The 18883-nt window shown below is 71.9% G+C and carries 22 protein-coding genes; 13 read left to right on the plus strand and 9 right to left on the minus strand.

Going from position 1 to position 18883, the window contains the following annotated elements; translation table 11 throughout:
- Positions 1 to 105 precede the first annotated feature (105 nt).
- Together AB0877_RS05640 and AB0877_RS05645 are read left to right on the plus strand one after the other, a co-directional pair.
- Positions 106 to 1359, plus strand: a complete 1254-nt coding sequence (locus AB0877_RS05640; RefSeq protein WP_366606948.1) for an MFS transporter — start codon at positions 106 to 108, stop codon at positions 1357 to 1359.
- Positions 1359 to 1922: a GNAT family N-acetyltransferase gene (locus AB0877_RS05645; protein WP_366606950.1), complete on the plus strand. Its 564-nt coding sequence runs from the start codon at positions 1359 to 1361 to the stop codon at positions 1920 to 1922. Before AB0877_RS05640 ends, AB0877_RS05645 begins: the two co-directional genes overlap by 1 nt.
- 65 nt (positions 1923 to 1987) lie before the next feature.
- Here AB0877_RS05645 and AB0877_RS05650 read toward each other — a convergent pair whose 3' ends face one another.
- Entirely contained in the window at positions 1988 to 2365 is a 378-nt protein-coding gene (locus AB0877_RS05650; RefSeq protein WP_366606951.1) for a helix-turn-helix domain-containing protein, read from the minus strand.
- Between the two features lie 45 nt (positions 2366 to 2410).
- Here AB0877_RS05650 and AB0877_RS05655 point away from each other — a divergent pair, with 45 nt between their 5' ends.
- Positions 2411 to 3286 carry an NAD(P)-binding domain-containing protein gene (locus AB0877_RS05655; protein ID WP_366606953.1) on the plus strand — a complete coding sequence of 292 codons (876 nt, stop codon included), beginning with the start codon at positions 2411 to 2413 and terminating at the stop codon, positions 3284 to 3286.
- Between the two features lie 45 nt (positions 3287 to 3331).
- On the opposite strand, the gene AB0877_RS05660 is transcribed toward AB0877_RS05655, so the two are convergent.
- The gene (locus AB0877_RS05660; protein ID WP_366606955.1) at positions 3332 to 4072 is read right to left on the minus strand and encodes an NmrA family NAD(P)-binding protein; all 741 of its coding nucleotides are present in this window, start codon (positions 4070 to 4072) and stop codon (positions 3332 to 3334) included.
- 126 nt (positions 4073 to 4198) lie between these two features.
- On the opposite strand from AB0877_RS05660, the gene AB0877_RS05665 reads away from it, so the two are divergent.
- Entirely contained in the window at positions 4199 to 4678 is a 480-nt protein-coding gene (locus tag AB0877_RS05665) for an Rrf2 family transcriptional regulator (protein ID WP_366606957.1), read from the plus strand.
- A gap of 29 nt (positions 4679 to 4707) precedes the next feature.
- Here the strand turns inward: AB0877_RS05665 and AB0877_RS05670 are convergent, their stop codons facing one another.
- A complete protein-coding gene (locus tag AB0877_RS05670; protein WP_366606959.1) occupies positions 4708 to 6261 on the minus strand; it encodes a glycosyltransferase family 39 protein in 1554 nt (517 codons plus the stop codon).
- Between the two features lie 123 nt (positions 6262 to 6384).
- On the opposite strand from AB0877_RS05670, the gene AB0877_RS05675 reads away from it, so the two are divergent.
- The 3 genes from AB0877_RS05675 to AB0877_RS05685 are packed head-to-tail and all read left to right on the plus strand — an operon-like array spanning position 6385 to position 8524.
- Complete coding sequence (locus tag AB0877_RS05675; protein WP_366606961.1) at positions 6385 to 7416, plus strand: aldo/keto reductase; 1032 nt, start codon at positions 6385 to 6387, stop codon at positions 7414 to 7416.
- The gene (locus AB0877_RS05680) at positions 7413 to 7919 is read left to right on the plus strand and encodes a DUF664 domain-containing protein (RefSeq protein ID WP_366606963.1); all 507 of its coding nucleotides are present in this window, start codon (positions 7413 to 7415) and stop codon (positions 7917 to 7919) included. Before AB0877_RS05675 ends, AB0877_RS05680 begins: the two co-directional genes overlap by 4 nt.
- A 17-nt stretch (positions 7920 to 7936) precedes the next feature.
- Positions 7937 to 8524, plus strand: a complete 588-nt coding sequence (locus AB0877_RS05685) for a GNAT family N-acetyltransferase (RefSeq protein ID WP_366606965.1) — start codon at positions 7937 to 7939, stop codon at positions 8522 to 8524.
- 8 nt (positions 8525 to 8532) lie between these two features.
- Here AB0877_RS05685 and AB0877_RS05690 read toward each other — a convergent pair whose 3' ends face one another.
- From AB0877_RS05690 to AB0877_RS05710, 5 genes are all read right to left on the minus strand, one after another.
- Positions 8533 to 9816 carry an MFS transporter gene (locus AB0877_RS05690; protein WP_366606967.1) on the minus strand — a complete coding sequence of 428 codons (1284 nt, stop codon included), beginning with the start codon at positions 9814 to 9816 and terminating at the stop codon, positions 8533 to 8535.
- Between the two features lie 112 nt (positions 9817 to 9928).
- Positions 9929 to 11197 carry a hypothetical protein gene (locus tag AB0877_RS05695; protein WP_366606969.1) on the minus strand — a complete coding sequence of 423 codons (1269 nt, stop codon included), beginning with the start codon at positions 11195 to 11197 and terminating at the stop codon, positions 9929 to 9931.
- Positions 11194 to 11715 (minus strand): SigE family RNA polymerase sigma factor, encoded by a 522-nt coding sequence (locus AB0877_RS05700; protein WP_366606971.1) that lies wholly within the window; start codon positions 11713 to 11715, stop codon positions 11194 to 11196. Before AB0877_RS05700 ends, AB0877_RS05695 begins: the two co-directional genes overlap by 4 nt.
- A gap of 100 nt (positions 11716 to 11815) precedes the next feature.
- Positions 11816 to 12061, minus strand: a complete 246-nt coding sequence (locus AB0877_RS05705) for a flavin reductase (RefSeq protein ID WP_366606973.1) — start codon at positions 12059 to 12061, stop codon at positions 11816 to 11818.
- Complete coding sequence (locus AB0877_RS05710; RefSeq protein WP_366606975.1) at positions 12061 to 12330, minus strand: hypothetical protein; 270 nt, start codon at positions 12328 to 12330, stop codon at positions 12061 to 12063. Before AB0877_RS05710 ends, AB0877_RS05705 begins: the two co-directional genes overlap by 1 nt.
- A 116-nt stretch (positions 12331 to 12446) precedes the next feature.
- On the opposite strand from AB0877_RS05710, the gene AB0877_RS05715 reads away from it, so the two are divergent.
- The 6 genes from AB0877_RS05715 to AB0877_RS05740 all read left to right on the plus strand — a co-directional run bounded on the left by AB0877_RS05715 (position 12447) and on the right by AB0877_RS05740 (position 17680).
- Positions 12447 to 13214, plus strand: coding sequence for a DUF5753 domain-containing protein (locus tag AB0877_RS05715; RefSeq protein ID WP_366607118.1), 768 nt, complete (start codon positions 12447 to 12449; stop codon positions 13212 to 13214).
- Positions 13205 to 13396 carry a DUF397 domain-containing protein gene (locus AB0877_RS05720; protein WP_366606977.1) on the plus strand — a complete coding sequence of 64 codons (192 nt, stop codon included), beginning with the start codon at positions 13205 to 13207 and terminating at the stop codon, positions 13394 to 13396. The genes AB0877_RS05715 and AB0877_RS05720 overlap by 10 nt, the downstream gene beginning before the upstream one ends.
- Before the next feature lie 298 nt (positions 13397 to 13694).
- Positions 13695 to 14210 carry a DUF2087 domain-containing protein gene (locus AB0877_RS05725; protein WP_366606979.1) on the plus strand — a complete coding sequence of 172 codons (516 nt, stop codon included), beginning with the start codon at positions 13695 to 13697 and terminating at the stop codon, positions 14208 to 14210.
- A 197-nt stretch (positions 14211 to 14407) separates the two neighbouring features.
- Complete coding sequence (locus AB0877_RS05730) at positions 14408 to 16090, plus strand: ABC-F family ATP-binding cassette domain-containing protein (RefSeq protein WP_366606981.1); 1683 nt, start codon at positions 14408 to 14410, stop codon at positions 16088 to 16090.
- Positions 16091 to 16184: 94 nt separating this feature from the next.
- The gene (locus tag AB0877_RS05735) at positions 16185 to 16610 is read left to right on the plus strand and encodes an Hsp20/alpha crystallin family protein (RefSeq protein WP_366606983.1); all 426 of its coding nucleotides are present in this window, start codon (positions 16185 to 16187) and stop codon (positions 16608 to 16610) included.
- Between the two features lie 71 nt (positions 16611 to 16681).
- Positions 16682 to 17680: a tyrosine-type recombinase/integrase gene (locus AB0877_RS05740; protein ID WP_366606985.1), complete on the plus strand. Its 999-nt coding sequence runs from the start codon at positions 16682 to 16684 to the stop codon at positions 17678 to 17680.
- A gap of 7 nt (positions 17681 to 17687) precedes the next feature.
- Here AB0877_RS05740 and AB0877_RS05745 read toward each other — a convergent pair whose 3' ends face one another.
- Positions 17688 to 18863, minus strand: coding sequence for a PQQ-binding-like beta-propeller repeat protein (locus AB0877_RS05745; protein ID WP_366606987.1), 1176 nt, complete (start codon positions 18861 to 18863; stop codon positions 17688 to 17690).
- Positions 18864 to 18883 lie beyond the last annotated feature (20 nt).

Raw genomic sequence — 18883 nt, forward strand, 5'->3', positions numbered from 1 at the left:
GTCTGGTTGTGGCTCGCCGTCTATCGCGTTGTTTGATCCCTCGTCACTGAGCTTGCTGGGATCACGGCGGTCAACGGCGGGTTGTCGGGAGCGGGAGGTGTGGGTTTGTCCACGAGACGATCCCTGGGACGGCGGTTCGGCTGGTTGTGGGCGTCGTACGCGGTCAGCGCCTACGGCTCGGGGCTGGGCTTCGGGGCGTTGCCGTTGATCGCCGTGCTGGTGTTGGAGGCCAGCCCCGCCCAGGTGTCCGTGCTGGCCGCGCTGGGGCCGGCCGTGGGGGCGCTGATCGCGTTGCCGCTCGGGCCGTGGGTGGAGTTCCACCGCAAACGGCGGGTGATGATCGCGATGGACCTGGCCCGGTTCGCGGTCCTGCTGACGGTCCCCGTCGCGTACGCGCTAGGCCGGCTCAGTTTCGGGCAATTGCTGGTCGTCTCGGCCGTGCTCGCCACCGCCAAGATCGCCTTCAACGCGGCCAGCGGCGCCTTCCTCAAGGCCCTCGTGCGGCCGGACGACCTGCTGGTGGCGAACGCGCGGTTCGAGTCGACGACCTGGAGCTCGATCGCGCTGGGGCCGCCGCTGGGCGGCGCCGCGGTGGGACTCCTCGGGCCGGTCGTCACCGTCGTGGCCGACGCGCTCAGCTACCTGCTCTCCGCGATGGGCCTCAGCGTTATTCGCGGCCACGAGGACCCTCCCCGGCGCGCCGGGGAGGGTCGGATCCGGGCCGGTGAGCTGCTCGACGGCTGGCGGCACCTGCTGGCCCATCCCGGCCTGCGGGCGCTCTACCTCAACCAGTTGCTCGTCGCCGGGCTGATCATGGCCACCGAGCCGTTGTTGGCCGTGCTGCTGCTCGGCGAGCTGGGCTTCGCGCCGTGGCAGTACGGCCTCGCCTTCGCCGTGCCCTGCGTCGGCGGGCTCATCGGGTCACGCCTGGCCCGTCGGGTGGTGGCACGTCACGGCCAACACCGGATCATCCGCGTCGTGGGCGCGCTGCGCGCGATCTGGCTGATCGGCCTCGCCTTCGTCCAGCCCGGCGTGGTCGGTCTCGCCACGGTGATCGCCGTCGAGTTCGCGATCATCATCAGCATGAGCCTCTACAACCCGGTGCTCGCCACCTACCGCCTGGAACAGACTCCGAAGGACCGCGTCGTCCGTACCCTGTCTGCCTGGTCGATCGGCAGCAGCGCCACCATCGCCGTCCTCAGCACGCTCGGTGGGCTGCTCGCGCAGGCCACCAGCCCGCGCACGGCGATCACGGTCGCCGGGCTGGTGATCTTTGTGAGTCCGCTGCTGCTGCCCCGGCGCTCCGACGCCGATCGGGTGGCACCGGAGCGCTCGGCACGGGTCCCTACGATCGCGTGATGTTCCAGCCGACATTCCCGATCCGCACCGCACGGCTCGCCCTGCGCCCGGTCACGATTGAGGACCTCGACGACGTGTACGCGTTTCAGCGTCGACCGGACGTCGTGCGCTGGATGCTCGGCGCGAAGCCGCGTACCCGTGAGCAGTCGCGGATGTCGGTGCTCGCCATGGCGGGCGAGGACGCGTGGCGCGCGGAGGGCGACTGCCTCACCGTGGCGGTGGTCGCCGACGCCGCAGTGATCGGGGTGGTGGAGCTGGTGTGGCGCGACGCGCGTGCCCGTACGGCCGAACTCGGATACGTGTTCCATCCCGATCACGGCGGTCGGGGTCTGGCCACCGAGGCCGCAGCGGCACTTGTGGACTGGGGGTTCACCGAGGTCGGGCTGCATCGGGTCTACGGTCGTTGTCATGCCCGTAACGAGGCGTCCGCGCGGTTGATGGCCCGGCTGGGGATGCGCCGGGAGGCCCACCACGTGCAGAGCTACCTGTTCGATGGAGAGTGGGCCGACCAACTCGTCTTCGCGATCCTGGCCCACGAGTGGCGGAGCCGCACGCCGTCCTGAGCATCAGCGGCGCCCTAGCCACCTTTTTGTGCGTACTTGGCACCGAGGCGCGGTCGTACGAGGCTCTACAGACGAGCCGGAACGACCGGTTCGCTACGAGAGGGGTGGGTTGCGGTGATTTGTTCCAGGCGGCGGTGGCCCCAGTCGGACAGCGGGCCCAGGGCGTCGGCCAGGTCCTGGCCGAACGCGGTCAGGGAATAGTCGGTCCGCAGTGGCATGCCGGGATACACCTCCCGGTGCACCAGCCCGTCGGCCTCCATTTCGCGCAGTGCCTGGGTCAGGACCTTCTCGCTCAGGCCCGGCATCTGTCGCCGCAGATCGCCGGGGCGGCGTGGGCCCGACTCCAGCAACCAGAGCAGTGCCGTCTTCCACTTGCCGTCGATCACGGCGATCGCGGCGGTCACCCCGCATACCTCGGTGTCCTGGGCGCGTGCCCGCGTCATCTCTCATCCCTCTCGGTCCATCCGTCAGGTACGAAAGGTTGCTCCATGTCGTCCCACGAAAAGTCTGTCACCGTATTGGGTCTGGGCCCAATGGGCCAGGCCCTCGCCGGCGCGTTCCTCGACGCCGGCCTGCCGGTCACGGTGTGGAACCGTACGCCCGGCCGGGAGTCCGAGCTGGTCGCCCGCGGCGCGGTCGCGGCCCGCTCGCCCGAGGAAGCCGTCACCGCTGGCGAGCTGACCGTGATCTGCGTGGTCAACAACGCCGCGGCGGACAGCGTGCTGCGCCGGGAACCGGTCGCCGCCGCGTTGCACGGGCGCACCCTGGTCAACCTCAGTGCCGACACCCCGGACCGGGCTCGGGATGCTGCGGTCTGGGCGAAGCGGCACGGCATCGGTTACCTGGACGGGGCGATCATGACGCCGGCCGCCACCATCGGGACGGTCTCGGCCGTGTTCCTGCACAGCGGGCCGGACGATCTCTACCAGCGGCACCGGCCGGTGCTGGAGCTGCTCGGCGGCACCCACACCCACCTCGGGGCGGACATCGGGCGGGCGGCGGCGTACGACGTCGCACTCCTCGACATCTTCTGGACCGCGATGGCGGGGTACGCGCACGCGCTCGCCGTGGCGAAGGCGGAGGGGATCACCGCCGGTGAGCTGGCGCCCTTCGCGGCGGGCATCGCGACCATCCTGCCGCCGATTTTCGCGCAGGCGGCGGTGAGCGTGGACAGCGGCGACTTTTCCTCACACGACAACCCGATCACCTCGGCGGCGTCGTCGATCGCCCACATCCTGGAGACGTCCGAGTCGCATGGCATCGACGCGACGGTCATCCGCGCGGTCGAGGGGCAGACGCGGCGGGTGATCGAGGGAGGCCACGGCGCGGACGACTTCATCCGCCTCGTGACAGCACTCGGGTAGGCGCGCGCCCTGCGCGCCGCCGTGGCGCGCAGGGCGGCACAGCCCTCAGGCCTGGCGGCCGAGCCACTCCCGGTAGGCGGTGGGCGCGATGACGGCGTCGTCACCGGCGATGAGGACGTCACCGGACATCGCGGCGAACATGCCGCTGGTGTCGTCGGTGGTGACGGTGCGCTCATCACCGCGGGCGGCGAGGGTGACGCGCCCCAGCTCGTCGAGGGCGAAGACATCCGGGCCGGCGACGTTGCGGATGCCCTTGAGGGGCGCGCCCATGCTGACCTCGGCGACGGCCTGGGCCACGTCGGCGGCGGCCATCGGCTGCACCGGCGTGCTGGGCAGGCGGACGGTGGTGTCGTCGGCCGTCCAGGACATGATCGACTCGACGAACTCGAAGAACTGGGTGGCGCGGACGATCGAGTACGGGATCGGACCGGCGGTGAGGATCTCCTCCTGGAGGGTCTTGGCGCGGTAGTAGTCCAGGTCCGGCACCTGGTCGACGCCGACGATGGAGAGGATCACCGCGTGGCCGACGCCCGCGCGAGCGGCGGCGGCCAGCAGGTTGTCCATGGTCGTCTGGAAGAAGGCGGGCGAGGCCTCGTCGAAGGTCGGTGAGTTCGTGAGATTGACGACGACCTCGGCGCCGACGAGCCCGTCGGACAGGCCCTGCCCGGTGAGCAGGTCCACCCCGGTGGACGGCGAGAGCGGCACCGCCTCGTGGCCCGCAGCCTGCAGGATCTTGACGACCTGCGACCCGATGAGGCCGGTCCCGCCCAGTACGGCGATCTTCATGCCCATGCACCTTCCCGTCACGTGTGGTCCGACCGCTGAAGCCCAGCCGATACTCGGACCTTCCTTGTCCGAGAAACTATACTCGGACACAACGAGTCTGAGTAACGGAGTGACTAGGGTGACGTCATGAAGATGTCCGGCGGGGTCGAGTGGGCGCTGCACTGCTGCGTGGTGCTCACCGCCAGCCACACGCCCGTCTCGGCGGCCAAGCTGGCGGAACTGCACGACGTCTCCAGCAGCTACCTCGCCAAGCAGCTCCAGGCCCTCGCTCGCGCCGGCCTGATCCACTCCGTGCAGGGCAAGTCGGGCGGCTACGTGCTGACCCGCGCGCCGGAAAGCATCACCCTGCTCGACGTGGTCCGGGCCGTCGACGGTCCCGGCCCGAGCTTCGTCTGCACGGAGATCCGCCAGCGCGGCCCCTTCGCGACCCCGGCCGACGCCTGCACCACGCCGTGCCCGGTGTCCCGCGCCATGTGGGCGGCCGAGGACGCGTGGCACCAGGCGCTCGCCGCGGTCACCATCGCCGATCTCGCCCGGGACGTCGACGCCACCTCCGGCCCCGAGGCGCTGGTTGGCATCCAGGCCTGGCTGACCGGCGGAGCCTGACCCGGCCCGGCAGAGCCGGGCGAACACGGTCAGCCGGCGTGGCGTACCTCGGTGTCCCAGATCTGCGCCCACGGACGCCGCAGCCCCCGGCACACGAAGATCGGGCCGCCGTTCTCGTCGTTCTCCACCTCGACCCGCTGGTCCACCCAGCCGGCCTGCGTGCACGACTCGAACCATTCGTTCAACCGCGCGGGACCAGCCCAGCCGACGGCGATGACCACGTCCGCGTCGGCGGGCGGCCGGCCGAAGTCGACCATGCTGTTGTGCCCGGAGTACGCCCGGGGCAGGTCACGTGCCGGCCCGTACCGGGCCACCGCGCCCGCCTCGCCGTAGTTGCCGGTCAGAATGACCGCCCGCGAGCGCTCGTGCTGCGGCAGACCCCGATGGACGGTGGCGAGCGAGTCGGCAAACTCCGGCCAACCGATCGTCTCTCCGGCGTCGTAGTTGACGTCGACCACGAAGGCGGGCAACCGGTCGGCCGGCAGCACCGGCAGCAGCAGCACGACATTGGGCAGCAGGAACGGCACCACACCCAGCGCGAGCACCCCCCGACGCCACCACAGTGACCCCCGTGCGGCCCACGCCACGGTGACGACCGCACCAGCCGCGGTGAGGACCAGCAACAGCGGCGCGTCGTAGTAACCCTTGCCGCCGCCGATCAGCACGATGCCGACCACCACCAACCACGCCCAGCCCACCGCCCGGTAGGCCCGCCACACCGGACGGCGAAGCAGCGCGACGAGACCGGCGATCCAGATCGGCACGGCGTAGGGGCTGATGATGACGAACTGGAGCGTCAACGCGTTGAGCCGGCCACTGTAGGAGCTGTCGCCGTCGGAGATGGACCCGGCGACGCCGAGCTGCGGAAAACCGTTGGTCGCCTGCCAGATCAGGTTCGGCGCGGCCAGCAGCACGGCGATCCCGGCCCCGGCGAGAACCCACCGGTCGCGCAGCAGCCGGCGTGGCCCGGCGATGAGCACCCCGGCGACCAGGCCCACGGCCAGCAGCGCCGGCAGCAGCTTGCTGAGCATGCCCACACCGATCGCCAACCCGATCCCCAGCGCCCAGCGGCTGTCACCGGTGCGCAGCAACCGCACCGCACACCACGCCGCGAGCAGCCAGACCAGCAGGTCGACGGTGGTGGTGCTGAGCAGGTGACCACTGGCGAGCACGATGCCGGAGAGCGCGGCGAGGACCGCCGCGAAGAGCTGCCCGCCCCGGCCGGCGCCCAACTCCCGGGCGATGGCGGCGACCAGCAGCACCGCGCCGCCGGCCAGCACCGCCGACGGGGTACGCAGCACCACCAGGTTGCCCGGGGCGATCGTGTCGAGCAGCCGGGCCAGCACCGGCACGAGCGGCCCCTGATCGACGTAGCCCCAGTCGAGGTGTCGACCGGCGAGCAGGAAGTACAGCTCGTCGCGGTGGTAGCCGTAACGGCCGGCAAGCAGCAGGAGCGTCACTGAGGTCGCGGCGGCCACCAGCCACGGGCCGCGGGTGCGAACGCCAGGCTCCGGCGGCTGCCCCGACGGCGGCGACTGGGTCGGCCGCTGAGGTCGGTCGATCTCGATCGCGGGCTCGCTCACCCGCTCATGATGACTGGCGGCGTCGCCGCGTGGGTGCCCCAACCGGCATTCGGCACCGTACCGAATGCGGGTGGCCGAGGCGGGTGCGAAGATCAGCTTTGTCACTCGGACCGAAAGGACGATATGCGCTATCGCACTCTGGGCAACACCGGCACCGTGGTGTCCACCCTGTGTCTGGGCACGATGACCTTCGGCGCGGAGACCGACGAGGCCGGCAGCTTCGCCCAACTGGACCGGTTCGTCGAGGCCGGCGGCACCTTCATCGACACCGCTGACGTCTACTCCACCGGCGTCTCCGAGGACATCATCGGGCGGTGGCTGCGCAGCCGACCCGACGTGCGCGACCGCCTGGTGATCGCCACCAAGGGGCGCTTCCCGATGGGGTCGGGGGCCAACGACGCCGGCCTGTCCCGGGTGCACCTCACCCGCGCCCTGGACGCCAGCCTGCGCCGTCTCGGCGTCGAGGCCGTCGACCTGTACCAGGCGCACGCCTGGGATCCGCTGACCCCGCTGCCGGAGACGCTGCGGTTCTTCGACGACGCGGTCCGCGCCGGCAAGATTCGCTACGCGGGAGTCAGCAACTTCACCGGTTGGCAGTTGCAGAAGGCCGCACTGCTCACCCAGCACCTCAACCTCACCCCGATCGTGACCCTGCAACCGCAGTACAACCTGCTGGCCCGGGACATCGAGTTCGAGCTGGTGCCGGTCTGCGAGAACGAGGGCATCGGCATCCTGCCGTGGTCACCGCTGGGCGGCGGGTGGCTGACCGGCAAGTACCAGCGCGACACCACGCCCACCGGCGCGACCCGACTCGGCGAGAACCCGCAGCGCGGTGTCGAGGCGTACGCGGGTCGCAACGCCGAGGAGCGCACCTGGCGGGTGCTCGACGCGGTCCGCCAGGTCGCCGATGACCGGGGGGTGTCCATGTCGGCGGTCTCGCTGGCCTGGCTGGCGGCCCGACCGGCGGTCACCTCGGTGATTCTCGGGGCGCGGACCACCGACCAGCTCGACGACAACCTGACCGCAGGTGACCTGGTCCTCGACGCCGAGCAGATGCGGCTGTTGGACGAGGCGAGCGCCCCGCTGGTGGGCGACTACCCGTACGGCGCGGCCGGGGTGCGTCAGCGTGGCCGTGACCTGCCGGCCGGATCATGACGTCGTTTCCCGATCCCACCGACCCGGCCGGCAGCCGCACCGAGGTCTTCCTGCGCTACCTGGACTACTTCCGCGAGTCCATGGTGGCCAAGGTGTCGGCGCTGGCCGAGCCGGAGCTGCGGCGCAGCCGGCTGCCGTCCGGGTGGACGCCACTGGAGCTGCTCACCCACCTGCGCCACGTCGAGCGACGCTGGATCGAGTGGGGCTTCGAGGGCCGGGACGTCGCCGATCCGTGGAGAGACCGTCGTGACGACCGGTGGTATGTCGCCCCCGACGAGACCCGCGCGGACCTGGTGGCGGCGCTGCGGGCGCAGGGCGCGCACACCACGGCCGTGGTGACGGCACACGACCTGGCCGAGATCGGTGCGCCGGGCCCGCGGTGGAGAGACGCGGACCCGGCGTCGCTGGAGCGGGTGCTGTTCCACCTGGTGCAGGAGTACGCCCGCCACCTGGGCCACCTCGACGTGGTCGCCGAACTGGCCGGCGGACCGACCGGGGAGTGAAATTCGATAATGGGCTGATGCCGCTGCTCGTCGCACCAGCCCTGCCCGCCGGGAGCCTCGCCGCCCAGGAGCAACCCCACCTTCCGGTCCGTCCCGGGCTGACCCTGCGGCCGTGGCGCGACGACGACGCCCCGGCCGTCCGGGCGGCCTTCGACTGTCCGCAGATCCAGCGGTGGCACGTCCGCCGCATCGACGGCGACGACGAGGCGCGGGTGTGGACGGCGCAGTGGGCCGACCGTTGGCGTGACGAGACGGCCGCCAGCTGGGCGATCGTCGACGCCGACGACCGGCCGCTGGGTCAGGTGGGGTTGCGGGGCGTGCTGCTGGCCGAGGCGGCGGCGCACCTGTCGTACTGGTTGGTTCCCGCCGCGCGTGGTCGGGGTATCGCCACCGAGGCGTTGAGGGCACTGACCCGGTGGAGTCTCACCCGGGCCGGTCTGCACCGGCTGGCCCTGGAGCACTCGACGGCCAACACGGCGTCGTGCCGGGTGGCCGCGCGGGCCGACTTTCCGGTGGAGGGCGTGCTCCGGGGGTCGGTTCGCCACGCCGACGGCTGGCATGACATGCACCTGCACGCACGGCTGCGCACCGACGGCCCGGTCTGATCACGGATTCACTCGATGCGCGGCGCGGATGGTGTCGGCGTCGCACCATTAAGGTCGGCGCGTCGCATCGCTCTCGGCAGTCGCAGCGCGACGACGCCGGTGGCCACCAGCCCGCCGACGCCCGCGACCAACAGTGTCACCGGGGCGGATGTGGCGTCCAGGAGGACACCACCGGCGAGGTAGGACGTCGCGGCGGCGACCCCGATCGCACCGTACAGATTGCCGAAGACCCTGCCGAGCATGCCCACTGGCACCGTACGTTGCAGCAACGTGCTGGACGCGACGTCCATGGCCGCCAACCCGAAGCCACGGAGTGCCTGCAGGGCGATCGCGGCGGCGACGGCCCAGGCGAGCCCGGTCAGCAGGTTGCCGACACTGCTGACGGCGAAACCCGCGATCAGCAGCAGCGGCATCGACGCCCTGGTGCCCCACCTGGACAGCATGGCGTAACCAGCCACCAGCCCGACACCGACGGCGCCCAGCAGAAGCCCGACCGCTGATTCGCCGACGTGGAAGGTGTCTCTGGCCAGCAGCACCAGGGCCACGTCGTCGACCCCGTTGAAGGCGACCACCGCGGTGAAGCCCAGGAAGATCACCCGCACCGTCGGAACACTCAACAGATAGCCGAGGCCCGCTCTGGCCTGTCGCAGCAGGGACGGCTGGCGCTCGTCGCCGGTCGTCGGCGGAAGGGAGGGGAGCGTCGCGAGCAGCACGGCCGAGACCAGGAACGACACGGCGTCCACGAGCAGCACGCCACGCAGTCCGACCAGGGGGAACAGAGCCGCGGCGAGCAGGGGGCCGACCGCCTCCGCCGCGTTGGAGCCGAACCCGAGGGTGGAGTTGGCGGTCTCCAGGTCACGGTCTTCGACCAGCGCGGGCATTGCCGCCCGCGACGCCGGCTGAAAGAGCTGCGACGCGGTGGCGCGAATCGCGACGAGGGCCAACAACATCGGCAGCGGGGGCATTGTCAGCACGATGACCAGCAGGACCGCAGCTTGGACCAGCTCGCAGACGACCATCAGTCGTCGGAGATCGAGCCGATCAGCGAGGGCGCCGGTGAAGGGACCCAGCAGGGATGGCGCGAAATCTCCGACCAGGAGCAGAAGGGCGACCGCCAGCCCTCGTCCCGTCGTCTCGGCCACGTGGAAGATCAGCGCGACAAGGCTGAGTGAATCGCCCGCGTACGAGACGAGCCGTGCCGAGAAGAGCGTTCGGAACGGTCTGTTGCGGCGAAGCAGCTCGGTGGGACGCGACGGTGCGGCGTCGGCCGTGGCGGACGCCGCACCGGACATGTCGAAGATCCCCTGTCGCCGAGCGTCGCGGTGAGACGTCGTGCCACTGATAGGTGAAGGTAGCCATCGAAGCGCCGGTGAGCACCGTATTTACCGTTGTCGGGAGCTGATGTCAGGAACTGACCGGGACGGTGGTGGTGGCGCCGCTGGCGTCGGTGACCCGTACCTCGGTCGCTGTCGCGGGCAGCAGCGCCGCGTCGCGGCCGGCGTCCTGCCACTGGCCGTCGCCGACCCGGAAGCTCAGCGCTGACCCCTCGGAGGCGACGACAACGCCCTGCTCGTCGGGCAGTCGTAGCCGCACAGGCAGGGGCGCCGACCAGTCCGCTGTGGTGCTGGCCACCGCCTCGAACGGAAAATATTTGCGGGCGAGCAGCGCGACGACGCGCGACGGGTCGTCGTCGTACTGGACGGTTTCCACGAGCAGCCGCCGGCCGTCGGGGGTCGCCCCGTAGACCCACAGGAGGGGAGAGCCGTTGTGCGTGTGTGCCCCGACCGGGTCGATGTAGTCGGCGAGGGCTTCGGTCGGCGCGTTCACCTCTGCGGCAGCCGGGTCGGTGCCCCAGACCTGCTCCGCGCCGGGCAACGTGTGGCGCAGAAGCGGTGGTGCGGGCCGATCCTTGTTGTCGGGGAAGAGGATCTCGCTCGTACCGTCGATATGAATCGCGTTTCGCCGTTCCACGGGAGTCCGGGAGACCGCGACGGTGAGCTTCGTGCGCTGTGGCGGCACCGACAACACCGCCGCTCCGTCTCGGAACACCACCGGCTCGAAGGTCCGCTCGACCTTGCCGTCGGGCATGGACCGCAGGTGCGCGGAGAACTCCACCGGTTGCCCGAAGTCCAGCACCAGGAGCACGTCGCGCTGCGATCCGAGCAGTGCCGCCTGCTCAAGGCCGTCTGTTTCGCCGTCGGTGGCCTGCGTCAGGGTGCGCACGCGCGGGCCGCCGGCGGTGGGTTCGACGAACCCCACGGTCGTGCCGTGCGCGGTGGGGTGGGCCACGTAGGCGGCCGGGCCAGCAGGCGTACCTCCTGCCCACACGACGTGCGGCTCGCCGCGCGTCCGATCCCCGACCTCCTTGATCCGGCGCTGCCACACCTGGCGGACCTGCCGCAGGTATCCCTCGTCGGCGGCGAGATCACCGCGAGTCGGCTGGTCGAGCAGCGGTGACGCGGCACGGGTGTTCCCGGCGTCCCCGGGCAGGTCAAGGACGCCAGCCACGGGTACGACCACCACGGCCGCGCAGAGCGCCGCCAACACGGCCCGTCGGCGCACCACCCGCCGCCGGCCGCCCCGACGCACCTCGGCGAGCAGGCCCGGCGGGCTGACCAGGTCATCCGTCGCGCGATGCAGGATGCCGCGCACGTCACTGTCGTTCATGGTCATCGCGAACCCCCGGTTCCAGTGATGGGTATGACGAGGTTCGACCCGGCCAGCGCCTCTCGCAGCCGAGCCAACCCACGGGAGGCGTGACTCTTCACCGCACCCTCTGAACAGCCCATCGCCGCCGCAACGTCGACGACCGGCAGGTCTTCCAGGTAGCGGAGCACGACAGCGGCCCGCTGCCGAGCCGGCAACGCCCGCAGCGCCCCGACGACCAGTTCGCGAACCGCCACCGCGTCGGCGTGGTCCCGGGCCACCCCGTCATGCTCGCCCAGTGACTGTTCCGGACGACGGGCCCGCCACCGCCACCGGTTGATCGACCGGTTGACCAGGGCCCGTCGCGCGTACGCCTCCGGGCTGCTCTGCACCCGCCGCCAGCGCACGTACACCTGCTCCAGCACCTCCTGGAGCAGGTCCTCGGCGGCGTGCCGGTCCCCGGTCAGCAGGAAGGCGACCCGCAACAGCACCGCCGACCGTGTGCGAACGAAGTCGTCGAACTCCGCCCCGCGCGAATCCCTCATCTGACCTCCCGGCCTCGTCAACCAGCAAGACACCGGGTGCGCTCGCGAGGTTTACCGGTCCCGGCAACTGTGCCCGAATCCGTTCCGCCGGGCCCGTCGTTCACCGTGCCTCGGCCCAGCCGACGAAACGCGGGGTCAGATCGGGCAGTGCGACGTCCGGGTTGAGCCTGGTGAGATCGGCGGTGGCTTCCTCCTGGATGTTCGCCAGGTGAACCAACAGGCCCGGCCGGTCCTCCCGATACTCACCGAGCAGGCGCAGCTTCGCGGCCGAACACGGCCACAGGATGCCGCAGACCGGGCAGCGCCAGGACGGTCGCAGCGGGGAGTGCTTCGGTCGCTCGGGCATCAGCCGACCCCCACCATCGCGCGGCGACGAAGGGGTACGGACGCAGCCCGCACCCCGGCGCGCCGCACGTAGAGCTCGCGGCGCGCGACGGCTTCTCCCTTCCTGTCGAGTTGGTAGGCGTCGAGCCAGAGCCAACCCTCGTAGGTGTGCCGGTCGGGCAGTTCGCGGATGACTCGCACGACGATCGGCTTGATGAATTGGACGCTCGCGGCGGTGGTCAACAGGACCACGTCACCGGCTCTGAGAGTGTCCCGTACCCCGTTCTGCACAGCTTCCTCCTTGTTACGGCGCGCTCTACACCGCACTTTGCCGGTGGTTGCTGGACAAACACACAGCGTTACGTAACCTCTTCAGCGCAGCGGATTTGTTCCAGGGGAGGGATGCCATGAACCATGCCTTTGTCGCGGCGCTGGCTGCGGCGGGTCACACCGCCGAGAGCCTCGCGGGCCAGCTCGGCGTGCACCCGAAGACCGTCGCCAGGTGGGCGAACCCGGGCCACATTCCTCAGAGCCGCCACCGTGCGACGGTCGCGGGCCTGCTGGCGAAGGACGCCGACGCGCTGTGGCCGGACGTGGTCCGTCGTCGTGAGCCGGTGTGGTTCCGGCCGTGGGTCGACCTCGAACGTGAGGCCGTGACGCTGCGGTCGTTTCAGCTCGCTTGGGTTCCCGGACTGCTGCAGACCGAGGCGTACGCGCGGGCGACCCTGGCCGGTGGGGTGCTGTCGCCGGAGGCGGTCGCCGAGTTTGCCGACGCACGCATCGCCCGGCAGGCGATTCTCGGCCACAGCGGCGGGCCACTGCTGATCGCCGTACTCGACGAGGGGGTGCTGAGGCGGCGCGTCGGTGACGACCGGACGTTGATGGCGGCACAGCTCGCACGCCTGGTGGGTTACACCGAGACCGGCACCATCCAGCTGCACATCGTTCCGTCGGACGCGCCCAGTTACCCCGGCCTCGACGGACCGTTCACCATCGCCGACATGCCGGACGGGTCACGGGTCGCGCACGTCGACAGTGCGGCGCAGGCGCAGATCCTCGATCAAACGTCGGATCTTGTTAGCCTGGAACGACGGTGGGAGCGCATTCGCGGCGAGGCACTGCCCCGAGGGCGTTCGTTGGACCTTCTCAGAGAAGCGGCAGCCTCATGGACATGACCGGTGCGCGGTGGCGGAAAAGCACGAGGAGCGGCGGCAACGGCGGTGACTGCGTCGAGGTCGCCGACAACCTTCCCGGCGTGGTCCTGGTCCGCGACACGAAGGACCGCGACGGCGGCACACTGATCTTCAGCGCGCAGTCGTGGCGTGGCTTCCTGACGATGGCCCGCCACGCCGGCTGACCGACCACATCGAACAAAAGGCTCCCGGCCAGCGCCAGGAGCCTTCGTCGTGGGTAGGCCCGGTCGTCGGTCACCGCGCGTCGACGATCGATGGTCAACGGACGGCGGCGGCCGGTTGCGGTTGCGGAGTGGTCGGCCAGGTGAGTCGCCGTACGCCGGAAACGAGGGCGGTTCCTCAGCACCCTGCTGCGTCGGGTGCTGCTCGTCGCCGAGGAGCCACCGAGCACGCCGCAGGCCGACTGAGCGGGGCCGAAAATCGCCTGGCGGCGCGCGTACCGTTGATGCGAGGGTGACCGGCGTGACTGCGCATGTGCTGGCCGGGGCCCTGGCCGACGACGGACGGCGACGGATCTTCGCGGCGATCGTGCTGGGTGCGACCAGCGCGACCGAGGTCGCCGCACGGACCGGCCTGCCGGCGCGGGTGGTGCTCACCGGGGTCCGCCGGCTCACCGACGCGGGTCTGGTCGCCGGCGCGGACGGCGCGCTCGCGGCCGACGAGGCGTCGCTGCGGGCCGCCGCGCGTGACAGCCGCCCGGCCGACGACGCCGGGCACGGCGTCGACCCGGTGCTGCGGACCTTCCTGCGGGCGGGCGTCCTGGTGAGCCTGCCGGCGCAGCGCGGCCGGCGTCGGGTCCTGCTCGCGCACATCGCCGAGCAGTCGTTCGAGCCGGGCACCCGCTATCCGGAGCGGGCCGTCGACGACGCGCTCAAGCCGTGGTGCGCCGCGGGCGGGTCGGATCACGCGACGCTGCGCCGGTATCTGATCGACGAGCAGTTGCTCACCCGCGAGCACGGCATCTACCAGCGGCTCTGAACCTCGACAATGGTGAGGAGTCGACGCGTCGAGGTTGCTACCATCGCCGTCATGGCACGAGGTATCTGGTCGCAGAAGGTGCGCTCCGCCCGCTGACGGCGGCGCCTTCGTTCTGCTGATTTCGCGCTCGCCGTCCCGGTTCCCGCCGGGCGGCCGTCAGTCGCTGCCCGGCTCCATCGCGAGCTGCGGAGCACCCGTTGAACCTCACACCGAGCCCCGAAACCATGTCCCGGCCCGTCGAGGCCGGCAGCGCGCATGTCCGCGCCACCGACGTCACAGTGACCCGTGGGTCCCGTCGCGTCCTGACCGACGTCTCGGTCACCGTCTCCGCCCGTTCGAGGGTGGCGGTCGTCGGCGAGAACGGTCGCGGCAAGACGACGCTGCTGCACGTCCTCGCCGGGCTGATCACGCCGGACAGCGGCACCGTGCGGCAGGCCGGCACGATCGGACTGGCCCGCCAGGAGCTACCCGCCCGCGACGGCGAGACGATCGGCGCCCTCACGTCCGAGGCCCTCGCCGCGTCGCTCACCGCCCTCGCCGCGCTGGACGAGGCGACTCTCGCCCTGACCGCCGGCGCCCCGAGCGCCGAGGACCGCTACGCCGCCGCGCTCGACGCGGCCACCCGACTCGACGCGTGGGACGCCGAACGCCGCGTCGACGTGGCACTGGAAGCCCTCGACGCCTGCACCGACCGCGACCGCCCCCTGGCGACGTTGTCGGTGGGGCAGCGCTACCGGGTGCGGCTGGCGTGCCTGCTCGGCGCCCGCCACGACGTGCTGCTGCTCGACGAGCCGACCAACCACCTCGACGCCGACGGCCTGGACTTCCTGACCCGCCGGCTCCGCGAGCACGACGGCGGTCTCGCCATCGTCAGCCACGACCGGGCGCTGCTGCGCGACGTCGCGGACCGGTTCCTCGACCTCGACCCCACCCCCGACGCGAAGGCGCGGCTGCACGCCGGCGGTTATGACGCCTGGCAGGAAGCCCGCCGTCGCGAGCGGGAGCACTGGGAGCAGGAGTACGAGCAACAGCAGACCGAGCATCGACGACTCCAGGACGCGGTGTCGAAGGCCCGCGACCGGCTCTCCACCGGCTGGCGGCCGGACAAGGGGACCGGCAAGCACCAGCGCCAGTCCCGCGCGCCGGGCGTCGTGCAGGCCCTCAACCGGCAGCAGGACGCGCTGCGGGCGCACCGGATCGACGTACCGAAACCACCGCCGACGCTGCGGTTGCCGGACCTCGGCGTACGGCAGGGCGCGCCGCAGGTGCGCGCGCACGGTGTCGCCGTCGAGGGGCGGCTCGCCGGTCGGTTCGACCTCACCATCGACGGCGGTGACCGGCTGCTCGTCACCGGGCCCAACGGCGCCGGGAAGTCCACCCTGCTCGCGGTGCTCGCCGGCGCGCTCGAACCCTGCACCGGGCAGACCTGGACGGCGAGGGAGGCCCGGGTCGCCCGGCTCACCCAGGAGACCGCCGGGCAGGCCCCCGACCTCACCGCCGACGAGGTGTACGCCGGCCAGGTGGGACGACTGGTGTCCGCCGGGGTGCTGCCCGCCGCCGAGGCCGTGTCGCTCGGATCGCTCGGGCTGCTGGACTCCGCCGCGATGCGTACGCCCGTCGGGCGGATGTCGCAGGGGCAGCAGCGCCGCCTCGACCTGGCGCTGGTGCTGGCCGGGCGGCCCACAGTGATCCTGCTCGACGAGCCGACCAACCACCTGTCGTCGACGCTGGCCGACGAGCTGACCGCCGCGATCCGCGCGACCAGTGCCGCTGTCGTGGTCGCCACCCACGACCGGCAGCTGCTGCGGGACCTGGCCGACTGGCCGCTGCTGCGGGTCGGCGAGCCCACGACGCCGAGCACTGGTTCGAGAAGCGGTTGACGAACGCTCCCGAAGGCGCTAAATAAGAAGAGGAAGTTGAGTCACCCCGGCTCAACTCATCACCTTCGGCCAGGAGATCCGAGGAGGCATGACCATGTTGATGCGTACCGACCCGTTCCGCGAGATCGACCGGCTCGCCGAGCAGTTCTTCGGTACGGCGGCCCGACCCGCGACGATGCACCTCGACGCCTACCGCGACGGCGACCACTTCTACGCGGCGTTCGACCTGCCCGGCGTCGACCCGGACAGCATCGACTGCACCGTCGAGCGCAACGTGCTCACCGTCCGCGCCGAGCGTCGCCGCGCCGCCGGCGACGGCGTCGAGCTGGTCGCCGCCGAACGCCCGATGGGCACCTTCACCCGGCAACTGTTCCTCGGCGACACGCTCGACACCGACAAGCTGGAGGCCGGCTACGAGAACGGGGTGCTGACGCTGCGCATCCCGATTGCCGAGCGCGCCAAGCCCCGCCGGGTGACCATCCAGGCCAACGGCACCGCTCGCCGGGAGATCAACGCCTGACCCGACACGGTGACGGGTGGGATCGGCGCGCCTGCACGCCGATCCCACCCGAGGCTGAGAGCCTTTTTCACATGGTGTTCTCCGACGCTCCGGTGCTCGCCCGCCCGTCCGCGCCACCGGCGCTGCCGAGCGGGCCGGTCGAGGTCACCGAGGCGTGGCTGCGCAACCGGCGGCTGTCCGAGCACACCCGAGACGCCTACCGACGTGACGTCACCGGCTGGCTCACCTGGTGCGGCGGTCACGACCTCGACCCGCTCCGGGCCACGTTCCTGCACGTGAACGAATACGCCCGCGCCCTGGAGAGCAGCGTCGGCACCCGCAGTGGCCGCCCACTGACCCCGGCGACCGTCGCACGCCGGCTCTCGGCGCTGTCCAGTTGGTACGACTTCCTGGTCAAACTGGGCGCCGTGCCGGCCAACCCGGTCTCCGGCGCCGACCGCCCCCGCGTCGACCGGGACCACTCCGCCACCGTCGGGCTCACCCCCGAGGAGGTGGACGCCCTGCTCAGTGCCGCCGACGCGGACACCGGCGCGACCGCCGTCCGCAACCGGGCGGCCCTCGCGCTCCTCGCCGACCTGGGCCTGCGGGTCGGCGAGCTGATCTCGCTGGACCTGACCGACCTCGGCACCGAACGCGGCCACCGGAGCGTGCGTTTCGTCGGTAAGGGCGGCAAACAACGCCGCCGCGCCCTCACCCCCGGCACCGGGCACGCCCTGGACGCCTACCTGGCCCAGCGGGCCGCCACCACCGGTGTGCCGGTGCCGCAGCTCACCGGCCCGCTGCTGGTCACCGCCAGCGGTGCCCGGTTGGACCGGCACTCGGTGTTCCGGATGGTCCGTCGGCTCGCCCGCGCCGCCGGCATCCCGGCCTGGGCGAAGCTGTCCCCACACTCGCTACGGCACGCCTTCGCCACCACGGCCCGCTCGGAGGGCGTGCCGTTGGAGGACGTGCAGGACGCCATGGGGCACGCCGACCCGCGTACCACCCGCCGCTACGACCGGGACCGGCACAACCTCGACCGCGACCCGGCGTACGCGGTGTGGGCCGCCCGGTCGCGTCGTCGCGGCTGACCCGGGGTCAGGGGGCGTCGAGGGGCCAGAAGGTCACGCGGGCCGTGCCGTCGCGGCAGATCAACCCGGCCCCGACCCGGCGACAGTCGGTCACACCCGCCGGGAGCACAGCGGACACCCGATGACCGTCGCGCCCCACCGTCGCGACCAGGGAACGCCTGCCGTCGGCGGCCATCCCCAGCACCACCAGGGGTTCCGTGGCGACCCGTGGGCCAGCGACCGTTCGCCAGCGCGCCCCGCCCGGCCACGTCCACGCCCGCACCCCGCTGCCCGCGTCGATCGCCCAGCGTCCCTGCTCGTCCTGACCGCAGAGCAGACCCTGGCAGGGCCGCAGGATCAGCTCACCCGGCTGCACCGGCGACCACCAGCGCGGCACCAGCCCGGGTAGGTCGTAACCGGTCAGCGCCACCGCTCCGCCGCGCGGGTGGCGTAGCACCAGGTGCGCCCCGACGACCTGGGGATTGTCCGGGCCGTAGTCGGCCGGTGGAAGCTGTCCCCGCCCACGTTCGGTGCCGTCGTGGGCGTCGAGCAGCCGGACCAACCCGTCGTCCTGCACCAGCAGCACCCGCCCAGGCAGGCCGGGCAGCGCCCGCAGCACCGCGGTGGACGGCAGCGGGACCGACCACCGGGTCGCGCCGGTGGCCGGGTCGACGCCGTGCACCGTGCCCTCGACCCGCCGACCCGGTTCGGAGGCGCTGCGCACCTCGCTCACCGCGACCGCCGCGTCCCCGGCCGCGTACACCCGCTCGGGTCGCCGCCACAACGGCTCGCCGGTCCGCAACGACCGCCCGGTGGTCATCCGTGCCCCGAGCGCCTGGTCGCGCTCGACCAGCAGCAACACATCCCCGGCGACCTCGGCGGACCACCCGGCGGCGGGCGGCACGGTGACCTGCCACCGCGGCGGTCCGTTCGGTGCGGCCGAGTCGTACGCGCTCAGCGTCGGCGGGTTCGGCTCAGGGTCGACGACCAGCAGGAGCGGCCCCGCGCCGAGCACCGTCGCCCGGGCGGGCAGCGCCGGCCCGGGCGACGGCGTCAGGCGCGCGGCCGGGGCGGCACCGCCGAGCAGCAGCACACAGGCCGCCACCAGCACCGCCACCCGCCACCGTCGGGACACCTGCGGTGGTGGCCGGCGCTCGTCCAGGGGCGCGCCCCTGTCGTCACCCAGCTCGATCAGCACCGACATGGCGTTCACCCGTCCGCTCG

This window comes from Micromonospora sp. NPDC047644, assembly GCF_040704315.1.
GTDB lineage: Bacteria > Actinomycetota > Actinomycetes > Mycobacteriales > Micromonosporaceae > Micromonospora.